Consider the following 17,495-nt stretch of genomic DNA (forward strand, 5'->3'; position numbering starts at 1 on the left):
CTGGCTCTAATAGCGTTGAAACATTTGAGAACGGACAGAGTTAGCTCCTAATCGAGTAATTCGATAAGGTTGCCCTTTCTTTGAGCTAATGAGTTTCTTGCTTTTCAAGCGTTTGAAGCTATCAAGTGTACAATTAGACAGAACTAGACCGTCATTCGTGTAACAGATAACTTTATGGATTTTACCGTTTTCACGGCGATATTGAATTTCGCCACCTAGTGCGAGCACGTGTAGAACGCGTTGGTCGTTTTTTGATATATTCACTGGAGTAATCCCAAATAGTAATTGCATATGAAAACACTCCCTTCATTAAAATAAATGATGGGGGTTAAATTAGTTTTCTATGTTCACTAGTCCTTTGGACTATGAACTTACAATTACCCGATTCTCTAGCAAAAACTCTCCAACGAATTTAGATATAAATTAAAACGGGGGCGATTCTAGGGAATACGATTACTTGTGTCAAGTTTGTTTTTTGAGCGTTCTACTAATGTTTTAAACTTTGATGAGTTATTTGAAATGATTGCGGGTGTCTGTTGTTGGCACAAAGCAAACCTTACTTTGGCCCATTTTGTTTACGACGAAATATCCGCTGTGTGGCAAAACCGGTCTAAAAATCACTGAAACAGAATCCCCCCTTCTGTTTCAAATGTTGTTATAAACTACACTGTAAGCCGCATACTCTTGTCTAAAAAAGTTGCTATAACATAAAAAAATGAAACACTTCTCTAGGGAAGTGTTTCATTTTTAAATTCTTAAAAATTGGCTGTGATTACAGCTGTTCTTTAAGGTTAAAAAGCAAATCCAGTGCCTGTCTCGGGCTTAAGTCATTAATATCAGTAGCGGCTAAAACATCCACCACAGGATGGTTATCCATCAGTGGCAGCTGTTCAAAGCTGGCTTCACTGGCCGGTAAGATTGACGGTGCCTGTTGGTTTTCCAACTCGGCCAATCTTTGTTTTGCCCTGTGGATCACGGTTTTTGGTACCCCGGCAAGTTGTGCCACCTGCAAGCCGAAGCTTTTACTCGCAGCCCCTTCCTGCACTGCGTGCATAAAAATAATATTGTCGTTATGCTCAACTGCATCCAGGTGCACATTGGCCAGGCTGGGAATTTGCTCTGCCAGCAGGGTCAGCTCGAAATAGTGGCTGGCGAACAGGGTAAAGGCGCGGGTTTTATTGGCGAGCATTTCTGCGCAGGCCCAGGCCAGGGATAAACCGTCATAGGTGCTGGTGCCGCGGCCGATTTCATCGAGCAGTACCAGGCTTTTATCGGTGGCATTATGTAAAATATTGGCGGTTTCTGTCATTTCCACCATAAAGGTCGAGCGGCCGCTGGCGAGATCGTCAGAGGCGCCGATACGGGTGAAGATGCGATCTACCATGCCGATTTTTGCCGTGCTTGCCGGTACGTAACAGCCGATATGGGCTAACAGCACGATTAAGGCGGTTTGGCGCATATAGGTTGATTTACCGCCCATGTTCGGGCCGGTAATGATCAGCATTTTCCGATCCTGGTTTAAGGCGACCGGGTTGGCAATAAAGGCATCTTCGGTCATTTGCTCTACTACCGGGTGGCGGCCTGCTTCTATTTCGATACCGGGTGTGTTGCTTAGGCTGGGTTTTACATAATTTAAGGTTTCTGCTCTTTCTGCGAAGGTATTTAATACGTCTAACTCTGCCAGGCCTTGGGCCAGTTGCTGCAATTGAGCCAGCTCAGGTAATACTTTGTCGAAAAGCTCGTCATATAGACGTTTTTCCAGTGCCAGGAATTTACTTTGGGCGCTGAGTACGGTTTCTTCGTGTTGTTTCAGCTCTTCGGTAATATAGCGTTCATTGTTTTTCAGGGTCTGGCGGCGGATATATTCCGGCGGCACGTCACCGGCAGAGGCGCGGCCCACTTCAATGAAGAAGCCGTGTACCTTGTTATAACCTACTTTCAGGCTGTGAATGCCGGTACGGGCTTTTTCTCTTTCTTCAATTTCCGACAGTAAGCTGGTGGCGCCGTCGCTTAAGTCGCGTAACCTGTCCAGTTCCTGGTGATAGCCCGGGGCGATCACGCCGCCGTCGCGGATTAGTACCGGTGGGTTGTCTATGATTGCCTGCTCCAGCAATCCCTGGATTTCTGGCAGCGGTTTAGTATCCCGCGCCAGTTGCAGTAAATAATCTTTGGGGCTTACTGCGAGTACCTGTTGTAATTCATCCAGTTGCTGTAGGGCATTACGTAAACGGGCAAAGTCGCGCGGACGGGCGGATCTTAACGCGATACGGGAGACGATACGTTCAACATCCCCTAAAGGTTTGAGTAAGTCGAAAAGCTCTTGCTGCAAATCGTGTGCTAAGATATCGCTAATGGCATTTTGTCTGTTGCTGAGAGTGTTTAATTCTCTTAGCGGGAAATGCAGCCAGCGTTTCAGCAGCCTTGAACCCATAGGGGTAGCGCTTTTATCCAAAATGGATGCCAGGGTATTTTCCAGACCGCCGGAGAGGTTCATGGTTAATTCCAGGTTGCGGCGGGTGGCGGCATCAAGCACTACACCGGTGGCGGAAGACTCACTAATAATGGCGCGGATATGGGGCAGGGCGGTGCGCTGACTGTCTTTTACATATTGGAAAAGACAACCGGCGGCGGCTAGGCCACGGGTTTGCTCACTCACGCCAAAACCTGACAGCTCTTTAGTGCCAAATTGTTTGTTGAGCAATTTAACTGCGGTATCAAGATCGTATTCCCAGTCGGGACGACGACGCAGGCCTTTTCTGTGGTCAATTAAGGTCATTTCGGAGAAAGACTCTGGGTAGAGTAGTTCCGCCGGTGATAAACGCTGTAACTCTGCCTGTAACTGTTCGCTGCTTCTGGGCTCGGTTAACACAAAACGGCCGCTGGTCATGTCCAGATAGGCCAAACCAAATCCCTGGGCTGTCTCGGCGATGGCGACAATCAGGTTATCCTGTCTGTCGGATAATAATGCCTCGTCGCTGACGGTGCCTGGGGTGACAACTTTAACCACTTTACGTTCTACCGGACCTTTGCTGGTGGCGGGATCGCCAATTTGCTCACAAAGGGCTACCGATTCACCAAGCTGGACTAATTTTGCCAGGTAGGTTTCCACCGCATGATAAGGCACCCCCGCCATTGGAATGGCATTGCCGCCGGATTTTCCCCGGGCGGTAAGGGAGATATCTAATAAATCCGAGGCTTTTTTGGCATCGTCAAAAAACAGCTCATAAAAATCTCCCATGCGGTAGAACACCAATATATGGGGAAACTCGGCTTTAATGGTCAGATACTGGCGCATCATCGGGGTATGGGAGGAAAAATCTGTTGTTGTCATTGCTCTTGGATTATTTGTTAACAGGCATTAAACATGCGGGAAATTATTTGCCGGGAATTATGCCACAGCCTCAGGGGAGAATCTTTAGTTATTACCCCGGGGGCTGGCTTAAATTATTTGTACAGTAAAAATACCTGTATAGAAATGCTGTAGGAGTATTGTCAGTCAGAGGTTAATCGTTAAATGCTAAAAATAATTTTTATTTATTAACAATGCTTTAGGTTGGAACTTGCCGCTAAAGTTTAATTTAAATAACGAAAGGACTTGATACTGTACGACTATACAGTATACTGGCGTCATTGAAACAGATTAAACCTATCGTAATTGTGGAGCGATAAATGGACGATAACAAAGAAAAAGCACTTTCAGCAGCGTTAAGCCAGATTGAACGTCAGTTTGGTAAAGGCTCAATCATGAAACTGGGTGAAAACCGCAGCATGGAAGTCGAAACTATTTCTACCGGATCTCTGGGTCTGGATGTCGCCTTGGGTGCCGGTGGCTTACCTTTAGGACGTGTTGTTGAAATTTACGGTCCGGAATCGAGTGGTAAAACCACCTTAACTCTGGAAGTAATTGCCGAAGCCCAGCGTAACGGAAAAATTTGTGCTTTCGTTGATGCCGAGCATGCCCTTGACCCTATTTATGCGGAAAAGCTGGGTGTTAACATCAATGATCTTTTAGTGTCTCAGCCGGATACCGGTGAGCAGGCTTTAGAGATTTGTGACATGTTAACCCGCTCTGGCGCTATCGATGTTATCGTGGTCGATTCAGTTGCAGCACTAACGCCAAAAGCGGAAATCGAAGGTGACATGGGTGACTCTCACATGGGCTTACAAGCCCGTATGTTATCCCAGGCAATGCGTAAGTTAACCGGTAACCTGAAGCAGTCTAATACCATGCTGATCTTCATCAACCAAATCCGTATGAAAATTGGTGTGATGTTCGGTAGCCCGGAAACCACTACCGGTGGTAATGCCCTGAAATTCTACGCTTCGGTACGTTTGGATATCCGTCGTATCGGCGCAGTGAAAAGCGGTGATGAAATCGTTGGTAACGAGACCCGGGTTAAGGTTGTTAAAAATAAAATTGCTCCGCCGTTTAAACAAGTTGAATTCCAAATCCTTTACGGTGAAGGTATCAACAGCCTGGGTGAGTTAATCGACCTGGGTGTGCAGCATAAAATGGTAGAAAAAGCCGGTGCCTGGTATAGCTATAACGGCGAACGTATTGGTCAGGGTAAAGCTAATGCCACTAAATACCTGGACCAACACCCTGAAATGGCCCAGGAAATTGACGGCCGCCTGCGCGAGCTGTTATTAACGAAACATGCTGATAACGAAGCACAGGAAGAAGGCGTAAGCGAGTAAGTTTAATCAATATGCCATATCAAGCGGCATAGTTAAGCTGTCACTTAATAAATAAAAACCATTGCCCGGCAATGGTTTTTTTTTGCCGGTTTTTTGCGCTCAAGCATGTCAATTTCCCTATCCTGCAGGCTTTACCATACTGTAATGCTATGTAATGTTTTTCTTTAATAACTTCAATGTATTATCTTTATGCGCCATGGAATGGCCGTGGTGTTAATAATAAGGAAGTTACTTTTGAAAATATCAAAAAAACTGTTAAGTGTTACAGTGACCCTGGCTTGCATAGCCAATATTTATGCCGGCGAAAATGACGCATTTGTGAGGAAACTCACGGAAGGTGAGCATTTTATTGTTAACCGTAATCTCCCCGAAAGTATATGCGGTCCGAATGATCTGCAGCATGTCGAAAGCTATGACAACAGGTATCAGAATTTAGGCTTTGATCTTGCCTTTGTCGATGCTCATCAAGCGTCCGTTGGCGCAATGAAAAGTTCGGCAAGCAATAGTGCGGGCAGTTACTGCTCTGGTACCCTTATCAGTGAGCAGCTTTTCCTAACCGCGAGCCATTGTATTGATTCCGGCACCACCAATGATGTTGTTGCGTTTAATTACCAGTTAAATGCTACCTCGGGAGTTGTGCGAAACCAGGAGTTTTTCAACATTGAATCTGTGTTGGAAGATGGTGATGACAATAGCCTGGATTATGCCATTTTAGTATTGCAAGGTTCACCGGGTACTCGCTATGGCTGGCGTAATGTCCAGGTACAGACAGCCAATGAAATACTGATCATTCAGCATCCGCTGGGCGAAGCCAAGCAGCTTGAGGCTGGCAACGATGTGCTGTCAAGCGGTAACAGGCTTACCTATGCCCAGCTCGATACCGAACCTGGCTCTTCAGGATCCGGGGTACTAAATAATAATGGAAATATTGTCGCTGTGCACACGAATGGCGGTTGTACCTCCAGCGGCGGCCGTAATTCCGGTACCAGTATGGCGGCTATTGTTGATAATTCTTCGGTTTTACCGATAGTAAATACGACTGGTTTTGATAGTGTCAAGTTAGGGCTTGCCGCCTTTGGATATGACGCAGGTGGCTGGCGTGTTGCTAATCATCCCCGCATGATGGCAGATGTCAACGGCGACTCCCTGGACGATGTGGTTGGTTTTGCCAATGGTGGCGTTTATACCGCATTATCCAATGGTGACGGTACTTTTGCCACGGCCCGGTTAGGGATTGCTGCTTTTGGTTATTCGGCCGGGGGGTGGCGCGTGGAAAGCCACCCTCGCATGATGGCGGACGTTAATGGTGACGGCAGCGCCGATATTGTCGGTTTTGCCAATGGCGGTGTTTATACCGCCTTGTCAAACGGTAACGGTACCTTTGCTTCGGCCCGGTTGGGCATAGCTGCCTTTGGCTATAATGCCGGGGGCTGGCGCGTTGAAAGCCATCCCCGTATCATGTCAGATATTAATGGTGATGGCCGTGCCGATATTGTCGGTTTTGCCAATGGCGGCGTTTATACCGCCTTGTCTAATGGCGACGGTACTTTTGTCCCGGCCCGGTTGGGCATAGCGGCCTTTGGCTATAATGCCGGTGGCTGGCGCGTTGAAAGCCATCCCCGTATGATGTCGGATATTAATGACGACGGCCGTGCCGATATTGTCGGTTTTGCCAATGGCGGCGTTTATACCGCCTTGTCTAATGGCGACGGAACTTTTGCCCCGGCCCGGTTGGGCATAGCGGCCTTTGGCTATAATGCCGGTGGCTGGCGCGTTGAAAGCCATCCCCGCATGATCTCGGATGTCAATGGCGATGGCAACGCCGATATTGTCGGTTTTGCCAATGGCGGTGTTTATACCGCATTATCAAACGGCAATGGTACCTTTTCCCCGGCCAGGTTGGGAATAGCAGCATTTGGTTATAATGCCGGAGGCTGGCGTGTTGAAAACCATCCCCGCATGATGGCAGATGTGAACAGCGATGGCCGTGACGATATCGTCGGTTTTGCCAATGGTGGGGTTTATACTGCTTTATCCAATGGTAATGGCACCTTTTCCTCAGCACAGTTAGGGGTGGCCTCATTTGGCTATAGTGCCGGTGGCTGGCGTGTTGAAAATCATCCCAGGATGATGGCGGACCTTAACGGTGATGGCAGCGCGGATATTGTTGGTTTTGCCAATAACGGCGTCAATACTGCTTTAAGTAATCGCTAATTATTGTGAGTTAACTAAAACCAGGGGCGGTATATGCGCCGCCCCTGGTTTATTTAAGCAGCAACAACCTCTATGCTGTTACTTCTCCTTTAGCTCACTTGCTTTTAACTTCTATCTTTCTCGAGTCTTGCCCTGACGGCTTTGAGCCGAATTTTAACATTATCGGTGCGAGTAAAGTGTACTTGGACAAGCGAGTAAATGGTGTGAATACCCCGGTGGTTTATAATTACCGGAAAGCAGAAAGGTATGATTAAAATATTATAGACGTCTAAACGTTTAGAAGTTGACATTTCTAGATTTCCAAGTCACATTAGGCACTTTATATCTTAGTGCTCTTGATTAGGTTGATAGTTATGCCCATTAAAATTCCGGATCAGTTACCCGCTTTATCCATTCTTGATAATGAGAATATCTTTGTGATGTCAGAGCACAGGGCGGTGAATCAGGACATTCGTCCGATGGAAGTGGCGATACTCAACCTGATGCCGAATAAGATCGCCACCGAAGTACAAATTTTGCGCATGCTGGCCAATACCCCGTTGCAGATCAATGTTGAGTTTGTCCGTATCCATGCCGATGAGTCCAGGCATACCCCTAAAGAGCATCTGGATAATTTTTATCGCCTGTTTGACGATATCAAGGACAAGCAATACGATGGTCTGATCATCACAGGGGCGCCGCTGGCCCTGCTTGATTATCAGCAAGTAACGTTCTGGGATAAGATTTGCGAGGTCTTTGACTGGGCGGAAAAAAATGTTACTTCCACCATGTTTTCCTGCTGGGCCGCCCATGCCGCCCTGTATCATCATTACGGCATTAATCGCCACTTGCGTGAGCATAAGCTTTCCGGGGTCTATAATCACAGTCCGCTGGATGCCAGGGAGCAGTTGACCCGGGGCTTTGATGAAAGTTTTAAAGTGCCGCATTCCCGCTATGGTTATATCAGCAAAGAAGACTACCTTTCTATCCCGGGTTTGAAAGTGCTGGCAGAATCAGATACTGCCGGCGTCTACCTGGCGGCGAGTGAAAACAAGCAGCAGGTTTATCTGACCGGGCACCCGGAATATGATGCCAGCACTTTAGCCGAAGAATATCAGAGGGATCTGCAGGCGGATTTATCGCCAACAATACCTGAGTTTTATTTCCCGGAAAATGATCCCGGCAAGTCGCCGCAGAGCACCTGGCGCAGCCATGGTAGTTTACTGTTTACCAACTGGCTCAACTATTACGTTTATCAAATCACACCTTATAAATTGGATGCCGATAATATCCAGGCCATCCACCCGGGAGTTTAATATGAAGCAGTCTGACTCTTTTGATTTATTTTCACAGCAACTAAGCAGCAGGATCCTAATCCTCGATGGCGCCATGGGCACTATGATCCAGGCGTATAAGCTCGAAGAGCAGGATTACCGCGGTGAGCGCTTTGCCGACTGGCACTGTGATGTAAAGGGCAATAATGACCTTCTGGTGCTCACCCAGCCGGACATTATCCGGGATATTCACCGTGAATACCTGGAAGCCGGGGCGGATATTCTGGAAACCAATACCTTTAATGCCACGACTATCGCCATGGACGATTACGAGATGGCCGATATCAGCGCGGAAATCAATAAGGTGGCGGCGCAGCTGGCGCGTGAGGTGGCGGATGAGTATAACCGCAAGACCCCGGATAAGCCCAGGTTTGTTGCCGGGGTGCTCGGGCCGACCAACCGTACCTGCTCGATCTCGCCGGATGTGAATGATCCCGCTTATCGTAATGTGACCTTTGAGCAGTTAAAAACAGCTTATATAGAATCCACCCTGGCCCTGATTGAAGGGGGCAGTGATATTATTCTTATCGAAACCATTTTCGATACCCTTAATGCCAAGGCGGCCATTTTTGCGGTGGAAGAAGCCTTTGAGCAGCTGAACCTGCGTTTACCTGTGATGATTTCCGGCACCATTACCGATGCATCCGGCCGGACCCTGTCAGGGCAAACCACGGAAGCTTTTTATAATTCCCTGCGTCATGCCAAACCGATTTCCTTTGGCCTTAACTGTGCCTTGGGGCCGGTGGAATTACGCCAGTATGTTGAAGAGCTCAGCCGCATCAGCGATGTCGCGGTTTCTGCCCACCCCAATGCCGGTTTGCCCAATGCTTTTGGTGAATACGATTTCTCGGTAGAGGACATGAATAGCCATGTGAAGGAATGGGCACAGTCGGGATTTTTAAACATTATCGGCGGCTGCTGCGGTACTACGCCTGCGCATATCAGGGGTATGCTGGACTCGGTTGAAGGGCTCAAGCCAAGGGAAATTAAAGCCCGTGACATTAGCTGTCGCCTGTCCGGTTTGGAAGCGCTGAACATCGCCGGTGACAGCTTATTCGTGAATGTCGGCGAGCGTACCAATGTTACCGGCTCAGCGATATTTAAGCGTTTGATCACCGAAGAAAATTATGATCAGGCCATTGCCGTGGCACTGCAGCAGGTGGAGAACGGCGCCCAGATCATCGATATCAATATGGATGAAGGCATGCTGGATTCAAAAGCGGCCATGGTGCGCTTTTTGAACCTGATTGCCGGTGAGCCGGATATCGCCAAGGTGCCGATCATGATTGACTCCTCCAAATGGGATATCCTCGAAGCGGGGCTGCAATGTATCCAGGGCAAGGGCATAGTGAACTCCATCAGCTTAAAAGAAGGTGAAGAAATCTTCCGCAGGCAGGCAACATTATTGCGCCGTTACGGCGCTGCCGTGATTGTGATGGCTTTTGATGAAGTCGGCCAGGCAGATACCCGGGTGCGTAAGTTTGAAATTTGCCAGCGCGCTTATCATATCCTGGTGAACGAAATTGGCTTTCCGCCGGAAGATATCATTTTTGACCCTAATATTTTTGCCGTAGCCACAGGTATCGAGGAGCATAATAATTATGCCCTCGACTTTATCGAAGCGGTGGCGGATATCAAAGAAAACCTGCCTCATGCCATGATCTCCGGCGGTGTTTCCAATGTTTCTTTCTCTTTTAGGGGCAATAATCCGGTACGTGAAGCCATACACGCGGTGTTTTTATATCATGCCATTAAAAACGGCATGGATATGGGCATAGTCAATGCCGGCCAGCTCGCCATCTATTCCGATATTCCGGATAATTTACGCCTGGCGGTGGAAGATGTGATTCAAAACAGCGACGATGGGGCAACCGAACGTTTGCTGGAAGTGGCTGAAGCCTTCCGCGGCCAGGGGGGCAGTAAAAGCTCGGCTGTGGATTTAAGCTGGCGGGAATTGCCGGTTAATAAGCGCCTGGAACATGCCCTGGTCAAAGGTATCAATGAATTTATCGTTGAAGATACCGAAGCGGCCCGCCTTGAAGCCGACCGGCCTTTGGATGTGATTGAGGGGCCGCTGATGGACGGCATGAATATTGTCGGCGACCTGTTTGGCGCCGGGGAAATGTTTTTGCCCCAGGTGGTGAAATCCGCCCGGGTGATGAAGCAGGCGGTGGCCTATCTCAATCCTTTTATTGAGGCAGAAAAAACCGAAGTCAGCTCCAATGGTAAAGTGCTGTTGGCCACGGTAAAAGGGGACGTGCACGATATCGGCAAAAACATTGTCGGCGTGGTGCTGCAGTGTAATAACTATGACATTATCGATCTCGGGGTGATGGTTTCCTGTGAAGAGATCTTACGTGTGGCCCGTGAGGAAAAGGTCGATATCATCGGCCTGTCCGGCTTGATCACCCCGTCGCTGGATGAAATGGTACATGTTGCCAAGGAGATGAAACGGCAGGACTTTAACCTGCCGCTGTTAATTGGCGGGGCTACCACCTCAAAAGCCCATACCGCAGTGAAAATTGAACCCCAGTATCAGCACCCTGTGGTGTATGTGCCGAATGCTTCGCGTTCGGTTTCCGTGGTCACCAGCTTATTGTCGGATGAATTACGCCCGGCATTTATGGCGCGCCAGACGGACGAATACCGGCGGGTGCGTGAACGTCATTATAAAAAAGGCCCGCGCTCGAGTTTAGTGTCGCTGGAGCAGGCGCGGGAGAATGCGACGCCGCTCAGCTTTGAGCATTATCAGCCGAAAACCCCGAATAAGCTTGGTGTTACCGTACTCGATGAGCTGGATTTAACCGAGATCAGAAACTATATCGACTGGACGCCGTTTTTTATGACCTGGCAGCTCTCGGGCAAATATCCGAAAATTCTTGAGCATGAGCTTATCGGCGAAGAAGCGAAAAAACTCTTTAACGATGCCAATGCCATGCTCGATGATTTGATTAATAACGGCCAGGTTAAAGCCAAAGCGGTGTTTGGTTTATTCCCGGCGTTACGCGAGCAAGATGATTTGATCCTGTACCAGGATGATACCCGCTCACAGCAGCGGATGAGGTTACATCAGCTGCGTCAGCAAAGTAAGAAACCGGCCGGGCAATATAACCGCTGTTTGTCGGATTATGTGGCGGATAAAGCATCCGGCATTAATGATTATGTCGGTGCTTTTGCCGTTTCCGCCGGTTTTGGTGTTGATGAGCTGGTGAAAGTCTATGACCAGGCCCATGACGCCTACAACAGCATCTTGTTAAAAGCGGTGGCGGATCGCCTGGCAGAAGCCAGTGCCGAATATCTGCATATGAAGATACGCACTGAGTACTGGGGTTATGCGCCGGATGAAGCTTTGGATAATGAAGCTCTTATTCGCGAGCAATACCAGGGCATACGTCCGGCACCGGGTTATCCTGCCTGTCCCGAGCACACGGAAAAAGGCCTGTTATGGGAGCTTTTGAATGTTGAAGAAAACATTGGCATGCAACTCACTTCAAGTTATGCCATGTGGCCGGGGGCAGCCGTGAGTGGCTGGTACTTTGCCCATCCGGATGCCAAGTACTTTGCGGTGGCCAAAGTGGCCAAAGACCAGGTGCTCGATTATGCTGCGCGTAAAGAGATGACTTTGCCGCAAGCCGAGCGCTGGTTGGCGGCGAACCTGGATTATGAACCTGAATAAGGAACACGGATGAGCGGCGGGTACTTTGCCCGCTCAATCATCCGATATGCCAAATACTTTGCACTCGCCAAAGTGGCCAAAGACCAGGTGCTCGATTATGCTGCGCGTAAAGAGATGACTTTGCCGCAAGCCGAGCGCTGGCTGGCGGCGAACCTGGATTATGAACCTGAATAGCTGCTTTGAATCAGCCTGATTGGGGCTGGACAGGCAAATAACTTGGGATAAAAATAACCCGGTGACTTGATAAGTGACCGGGTTATTTATTGCTTGTTTACCTTTGAAGTTTAATTGCCGGTACTTGTACCGGCTTCATTGCTGCTGGCAGCATTTTTACTTTCACTTTTGCTGTTGCTCTCTGCAATCGCCGGGGTGACATTAAAGTGGCGGTTAAAGAAACCCATAATGGTATTGTTTAAATGCACTTTGACTTTTTTACCGCGCATACTGTGTTTGCTGCCGGGATAGGTCATCAGCTCAAATACCTTGTTTTCATCCTGCAAGCTTTTGATAAGCTTAGTGGTGTTGGTAAAGAGTACATTATCGTCCGCCATGCCGTGATAGACCATCAACGGTCCCTGCAGGCCGTTAACATATGGGAAAACACTGCTTTGCTGGTAGCCAAACGCATTGTTTTGCGGATGGCTCAGGTAACGTTCGGTATAGTGGGTATCATACAATAACCAGTCGGTAACCGGTGCACCGGAAACCCCGGCTTTAAAGTATTCGCCTGCTTTAAACATGGTCATCAATGCCATATAACCGCCGTAGGAATGGCCAAAAATACCGATGCGCTCTTTATCGACATAAGGCAAGGTATGCAGGAATTTCACCCCGGTGATTTGGTCGGCAACCTCAACCACCCCTAAGTTTTCATAGATGGGGAATTCAAACGCCGTGCCCCGGTAGTTTGAGCCGCGGTTATCCAGCTGATAAACAATATAACCCTGCTGTACCATATACTGGCTCATGGCAGCTCCCTGCCATTTGTTGGTTACCCTTTGTGCGTGCGGGCCGCCGTAGACATTGACAATAACCGGGTATTTTTTCCCCGGCACCATGTTTTTAGGTTTGAATAATTTGTAATACAGGGTGGCCTTGCCGTCATCGGATTTCAGCGAGCCAAACTCCGGCATTATGATATCGTCGTAATAAGGTTTGATCGGGTGGTTGTCTGTGATCTGGTTTTGCTCGAGCCAGGTAATATGCTCACCGTTGACCTGGTGTAAACTCACCTGCTGGGGGGTCTGGATATTGGAGAACTTGTCGATATAACTGCGGTTGTCCCGGGAAAAGACTATGCTGTGGAAACCGTTGCGTTTGGTGACCCTTACCACGTGCTCAGGGGCTTTGCCGTCCAGCGGCACCTTATATAAATGTCTTTCCAGCGGCGTATCTGCGCGGCCGGTAAAATAAACCCAGCCATTTTCTTCATCGATACTTTTTAAGGAGTCTACGACCCAGGCGCCTTTGCTGAGCTGGGCGATAAGTTCGCCCTTGATATTGAAATGATAAAGGTGTTTAAAACCGTCGCGCTCCGAGGCCCAGATGAAAGATTTGGCATCTCTTAAAAACTTCAGATCGTGATGCAGGTTTATCCAGTGATCTGAGGTTTCTGTTAACAAGGTTTTTTGTTTGCGGCTTTTCAGGTTATAGAGGTTAAGTTTAAGGGTCTTTTGATCCCGGCTTTGCCACTGGTAGGACAGGCTTTTACTATTAGGCAGCCATTTCACCCGCGGCAGGTAAATGTTTTGCTCTTTGCCGGTATCGATAAAGCGGATATCCTGATCTTCCAAGTCTACCGTTGCCAGCTGGATCTTGACATTGTTGCTGCCGGTGGCGGGATATCTTTGTTCTATCAGTTTGATTTCTTCGGCATAAATCTCATTGCGGATCACGGTTTGTACCGGAGATTCGTCTACCCGTAAAAAAGCGATGTGCTTTTCATTCGGCGACCACCAGTAACCGGTCATACGATCCATTTCTTCCTGGGCGACAAATTCCGCCATGCCGTTTTTAATGGTGTCTTTGCCGTCTTTGGTCAGGCGGATTTCTTTGCCGCTTTTGATGTTGATGGCATAAATATTCTGCTCGCGGATAAAAGAGACGTAATTGCCCTTGGGAGAGAATTTGACATCGGTTTCAAATGCCGGGGTTTTTGTCAGCCGTTTTGAGGTTTTGCTGGCCAGATCGTAATGGTAAATATCACCATTGAGGGGGAACAACAAGGCGGTGCCGTCTTTTGAGAAGGTATACTCCATGATCCCCTGACCATAGATGCGTTGGCGCTCACGCCGGGCTTTTTCTTCATCGGACAGGACTTCCTCACCGCTGAATAATTCCTGGGAATCCACCAGTAATTTATTTTCCTTACTGATCAGGTTATATTCCCATAGATCATAGCGGTTTAAATCTTCGGTTTTGCCCTGAAGGTAAGTGACCCGGTTGCCGTCGGGAGAAAAACTTAATGATTTCGGGCTCGGTCCGTCTAATGACGGTGAGCTGTAGATCCTTTCTATGCTTAACTGTTCCGCATGCAGACTTTGCATACCGGCAAGCGATAAAGTCGACGCGATTAAAGCCGTTTTTAGTATATTTTTCATGTATAAACCGTAATTGGGGTTCTGATTTGCCAGCGGCTTGCCTGTGTCGGAAACAGGCAGGGCAAAAATTATTTTTTAAATTCCTTAAATAGTAACAAAAACTGCCGCCAATAGCAGTGATCAAGAATGTAAATTTGTTGCAAGATATAACTTTTTACGGCAAAGGCCTTTTGCGAATGCTTAAGATATAAATGTCCCGGCTTGCCGGCGTGATAGCGTCAAGAATTTGAACCTTATGTTGTTTGCACATACTAAACGAAAGAAAACAGGGAAAAGCGATTGTTTCTTGTGCCTGTTTTGCTGGAGGGCAAAGAGCTCAGACGTTGTGGCCAAGGCTGCTGCGGGGGCTGTATAGTGAAATAACCTTTGCTATTATTTAACTAAAAGGGGCGTAAAAATTGCTTAGCTTTATTTTGCTTACTTTTTAACGAATCAAATTATAATTAGTTTATGGTGTTAACCTGAATAAGCATTTGTTCCATTATGATGATATATAAGCGTAAATGACTAAAGATTTCTCTCAGTATCAAAATATAATTAGCCAGTTTCGCGGCCGGGTGGCAAATGCCAGCTTTGAGGCAGAGTTTAATGCGGCCACCGAGCACCTGGCGAAGACAGAAAAATTTCTGCTGAAAATGGAATTAAAGCGCCTGGCAACCCCCTGTACCCGTTTGATTGACTTGCGTGGCCATGTTGACGGCGATTGCCGTCCTTATGAACATGATGGCAGTGTCCACTTTCTAGATGCCATCGCGATTAAGGTCTTTGAAGAGAATCTGGGTTTTTACGGTGATTATACCCTGGCGGTTTATGAAGCCGTAAATAATACCGAAAACAATTTTCGGGTGATCTACCAAAAAGAAAAAGCACAGTTGCAGTTGGCGAAAAGCCAGGGAGAAATCAAGCCGCTTGAAAAAAATCAATATCCGGCAACTTTATATCGTTTAGGGGAGTATCATAACCGGCGCGAAGAGCGGATGAACTTTGCGGTGCCGCTGCTGGTGATCTTAGACGATGATACTGAGCTTGAGTCTACCAGCTCGGATATCAGTGTGCATGGTTGTAAATTTCGTTTGCCTGCGGTGTGTGTGCTTAATGTCGGCCAGGTGGTTGGCATACGTTTTGTCGGCCTGGAGCAAGAGTTCCAATTTGGTTTTGAAAACAGCTTTAACTATGAAGTTTTGCAGGTTCAGGAAGAGAATAACCAGCTGCTGGTTTCCGTGAAAAGAGTTGATGCCCCCGCTGATGACAGCTTTATCAAGTTCCTGCGCGGCTTTATTCAGGGCAATAAAAGGCGCTATAAAATTAACCTGGATAATACCATTAACGCGCTCCAGGCGCGCAGCATGGAGCAGTTTGTTTTACCTAAATCCAATGAATTGCCGGTCTTTGTCGAAGAAAACCAGGGGCAGCTGGTGCCGCGTTATGTGCTGACTTCCGGCAACAATCAGCCCAGCTATCAGTATTGGCAGGATGAAAAACACCAGGTGACCTTACATTGTTTGATCAACAAAGACAGGATCGAGCGCTTACAGAAAAAACGCCTGCTGGAAAACTCTTTACTGGTTTATAGCTTTATTCATTACAATCAGGGAAAGTCTTATTTTTATAGCGCAGACGAGGAGCAACTGAAAGACGATAAAGACTTTATGAAACGTTTTTTGGGCTTTGCCGCCGCAAGGGACTCTTTTGCCATCACAGAATTAAGCTTTTTTGAGCTGGATGCCAGCCGGGCGTATTCACCCTTTACCTTGTCCGACTCCCTGACCAAAAAAGATGAATATCTGAACTTGCCGCCTTCGCAGGAAGTGTTCGGCATTTTAGGCAAGCTACCCTATATCGTGGTGGCGAATAATATTACCGATGAACGTTTGGTAGAAGACTACCGCTTGATTTCCTATGAAGGCATAGATATCAACCAGCTGAAAAATTTCGGCCATAAGCGTTTGAGCAAGCCTTATCCGGTGGATGAACTGGGGATCAATTACCGCAACCAGCGCCAGGAGCCCAGGTTTAATTATAAAACGCCGGTGATCATTGAAAGCGAAGGTGTGAGCTGGCAAGGGATTTCCCATGACTTTTCCGTGTCGGGGTTAATGATAGAACTGGATAAACCGGCGGTGTTAAAAAAAGGCGATATTGTTCATCTTAGTTTCCCCAAATTGCAGAAAATCACCTCCACCTTTGATCTTAAGTCGCTGCCTTATGAAACCGTGTGTATTAATAAAAAGAAGACCATCATTAACCTGCGGGTTTATGTTGAGCAGCACCAGCATATCGGCCGCAGTTTTTTTAAATTGTTGATTGAAAAAAACCGCGACAAGTTAACGGCGGATGAATATGCCATGATAGTGCCGGGGCTAAGCAAAGCGCTGCGTAATGTCTACAGTCATAGCCTGAATATTTCCTCTTTGGTGGTACAAACCAGCGGCAGCCGTTATAAGATAGAGGCAATTGCCTGCAGCGCAGAAAACAACGAATTGCTGTCTTTGATGCGCAGGTTAAGCGACCGCCAGCAGTATTATAATTTATATCCGCTGCTCAGTAATTTGCAGGCGACTAACATCATGAATAACAGTTTGAAAAAAATGCAAACCGGCGATGAGCCGATCACTGAAATTTTATATGTTGCCATAAACCATGATGTCGAAATGGTCGAAAAAGCGGTGATGACTAAGCTTGCCAGCGAATTAAAATCCACCGACGACAGAAAAACCTTTATCCGCGATGCGTTAAAAGCCGGCAGCTTTTATTGTGTCCAGGTGAAGTTGTCACGGGCGGATGAGCCGGATATGGATTACTTAAATCCCGAGCTCAGTTATATCGGCTCTTATGCCATCCACAGGGGCAAGCAAATCGAACAGGAAATCTGGAGTGTTGCCGGGGTTATCCAGTTGCTGGATATTACCCACGAGGCGATGATCCGCTATAACTTTGTGCCTGAGGGGGTGCATTCCTCTACCCTTTTATAACAGAGAGAGTGCCGGCTGCCTT

At 47.6% G+C, this 17,495-nt stretch carries 9 protein-coding genes; 6 read left to right on the plus strand and 3 right to left on the minus strand.

The genetic code is table 11. The features are described 5' to 3' along the window. Positions 1 to 6: 6 nt before the first annotated feature. Complete coding sequence (locus SG35_RS05215) at positions 7 to 291, minus strand: YjhX family toxin (RefSeq protein WP_476470237.1); 285 nt, start codon at positions 289 to 291, stop codon at positions 7 to 9. Between the two features lie 481 nt (positions 292 to 772). Then, positions 773 to 3,331: a DNA mismatch repair protein MutS gene (gene mutS / locus SG35_RS05220; protein ID WP_044834742.1), complete on the minus strand. Its 2,559-nt coding sequence runs from the start codon at positions 3,329 to 3,331 to the stop codon at positions 773 to 775. A gap of 338 nt (positions 3,332 to 3,669) precedes the next feature. On the opposite strand from mutS, the gene recA reads away from it, so the two are divergent. From recA to SG35_RS05245, 5 genes are all read left to right on the plus strand, one after another. After that, positions 3,670 to 4,698, plus strand: coding sequence for a recombinase RecA (gene recA / locus SG35_RS05225; protein ID WP_044834743.1), 1,029 nt, complete (start codon positions 3,670 to 3,672; stop codon positions 4,696 to 4,698). 234 nt (positions 4,699 to 4,932) lie between these two features. Beyond that, complete coding sequence (locus SG35_RS05230) at positions 4,933 to 6,912, plus strand: FG-GAP-like repeat-containing protein (RefSeq protein ID WP_053043282.1); 1,980 nt, start codon at positions 4,933 to 4,935, stop codon at positions 6,910 to 6,912. 353 nt (positions 6,913 to 7,265) lie between these two features. Then, positions 7,266 to 8,207: a homoserine O-succinyltransferase gene (locus SG35_RS05235; protein WP_044834744.1), complete on the plus strand. Its 942-nt coding sequence runs from the start codon at positions 7,266 to 7,268 to the stop codon at positions 8,205 to 8,207. A gap of 1 nt (position 8,208) precedes the next feature. After that, positions 8,209 to 11,901 (plus strand): methionine synthase, encoded by a 3,693-nt coding sequence (gene metH / locus SG35_RS05240; protein WP_044834745.1) that lies wholly within the window; start codon positions 8,209 to 8,211, stop codon positions 11,899 to 11,901. Positions 11,902 to 11,910: 9 nt separating this feature from the next. Beyond that, positions 11,911 to 12,075 (plus strand): vitamin B12 dependent-methionine synthase activation domain-containing protein, encoded by a 165-nt coding sequence (locus tag SG35_RS05245; RefSeq protein ID WP_044834746.1) that lies wholly within the window; start codon positions 11,911 to 11,913, stop codon positions 12,073 to 12,075. A gap of 110 nt (positions 12,076 to 12,185) precedes the next feature. Here SG35_RS05245 and SG35_RS05250 read toward each other — a convergent pair whose 3' ends face one another. Continuing rightward, entirely contained in the window at positions 12,186 to 14,501 is a 2,316-nt protein-coding gene (locus SG35_RS05250; RefSeq protein ID WP_084692897.1) for a S9 family peptidase, read from the minus strand. 503 nt (positions 14,502 to 15,004) lie between these two features. Between SG35_RS05250 and SG35_RS05255 the strand changes: the two genes are divergently transcribed. Next, complete coding sequence (locus SG35_RS05255) at positions 15,005 to 17,473, plus strand: PilZ domain-containing protein (protein WP_044834747.1); 2,469 nt, start codon at positions 15,005 to 15,007, stop codon at positions 17,471 to 17,473. Positions 17,474 to 17,495 lie beyond the last annotated feature (22 nt).

This window comes from Thalassomonas actiniarum (assembly GCF_000948975.2).
Lineage (GTDB): Bacteria > Pseudomonadota > Gammaproteobacteria > Enterobacterales > Alteromonadaceae > Thalassomonas > Thalassomonas actiniarum.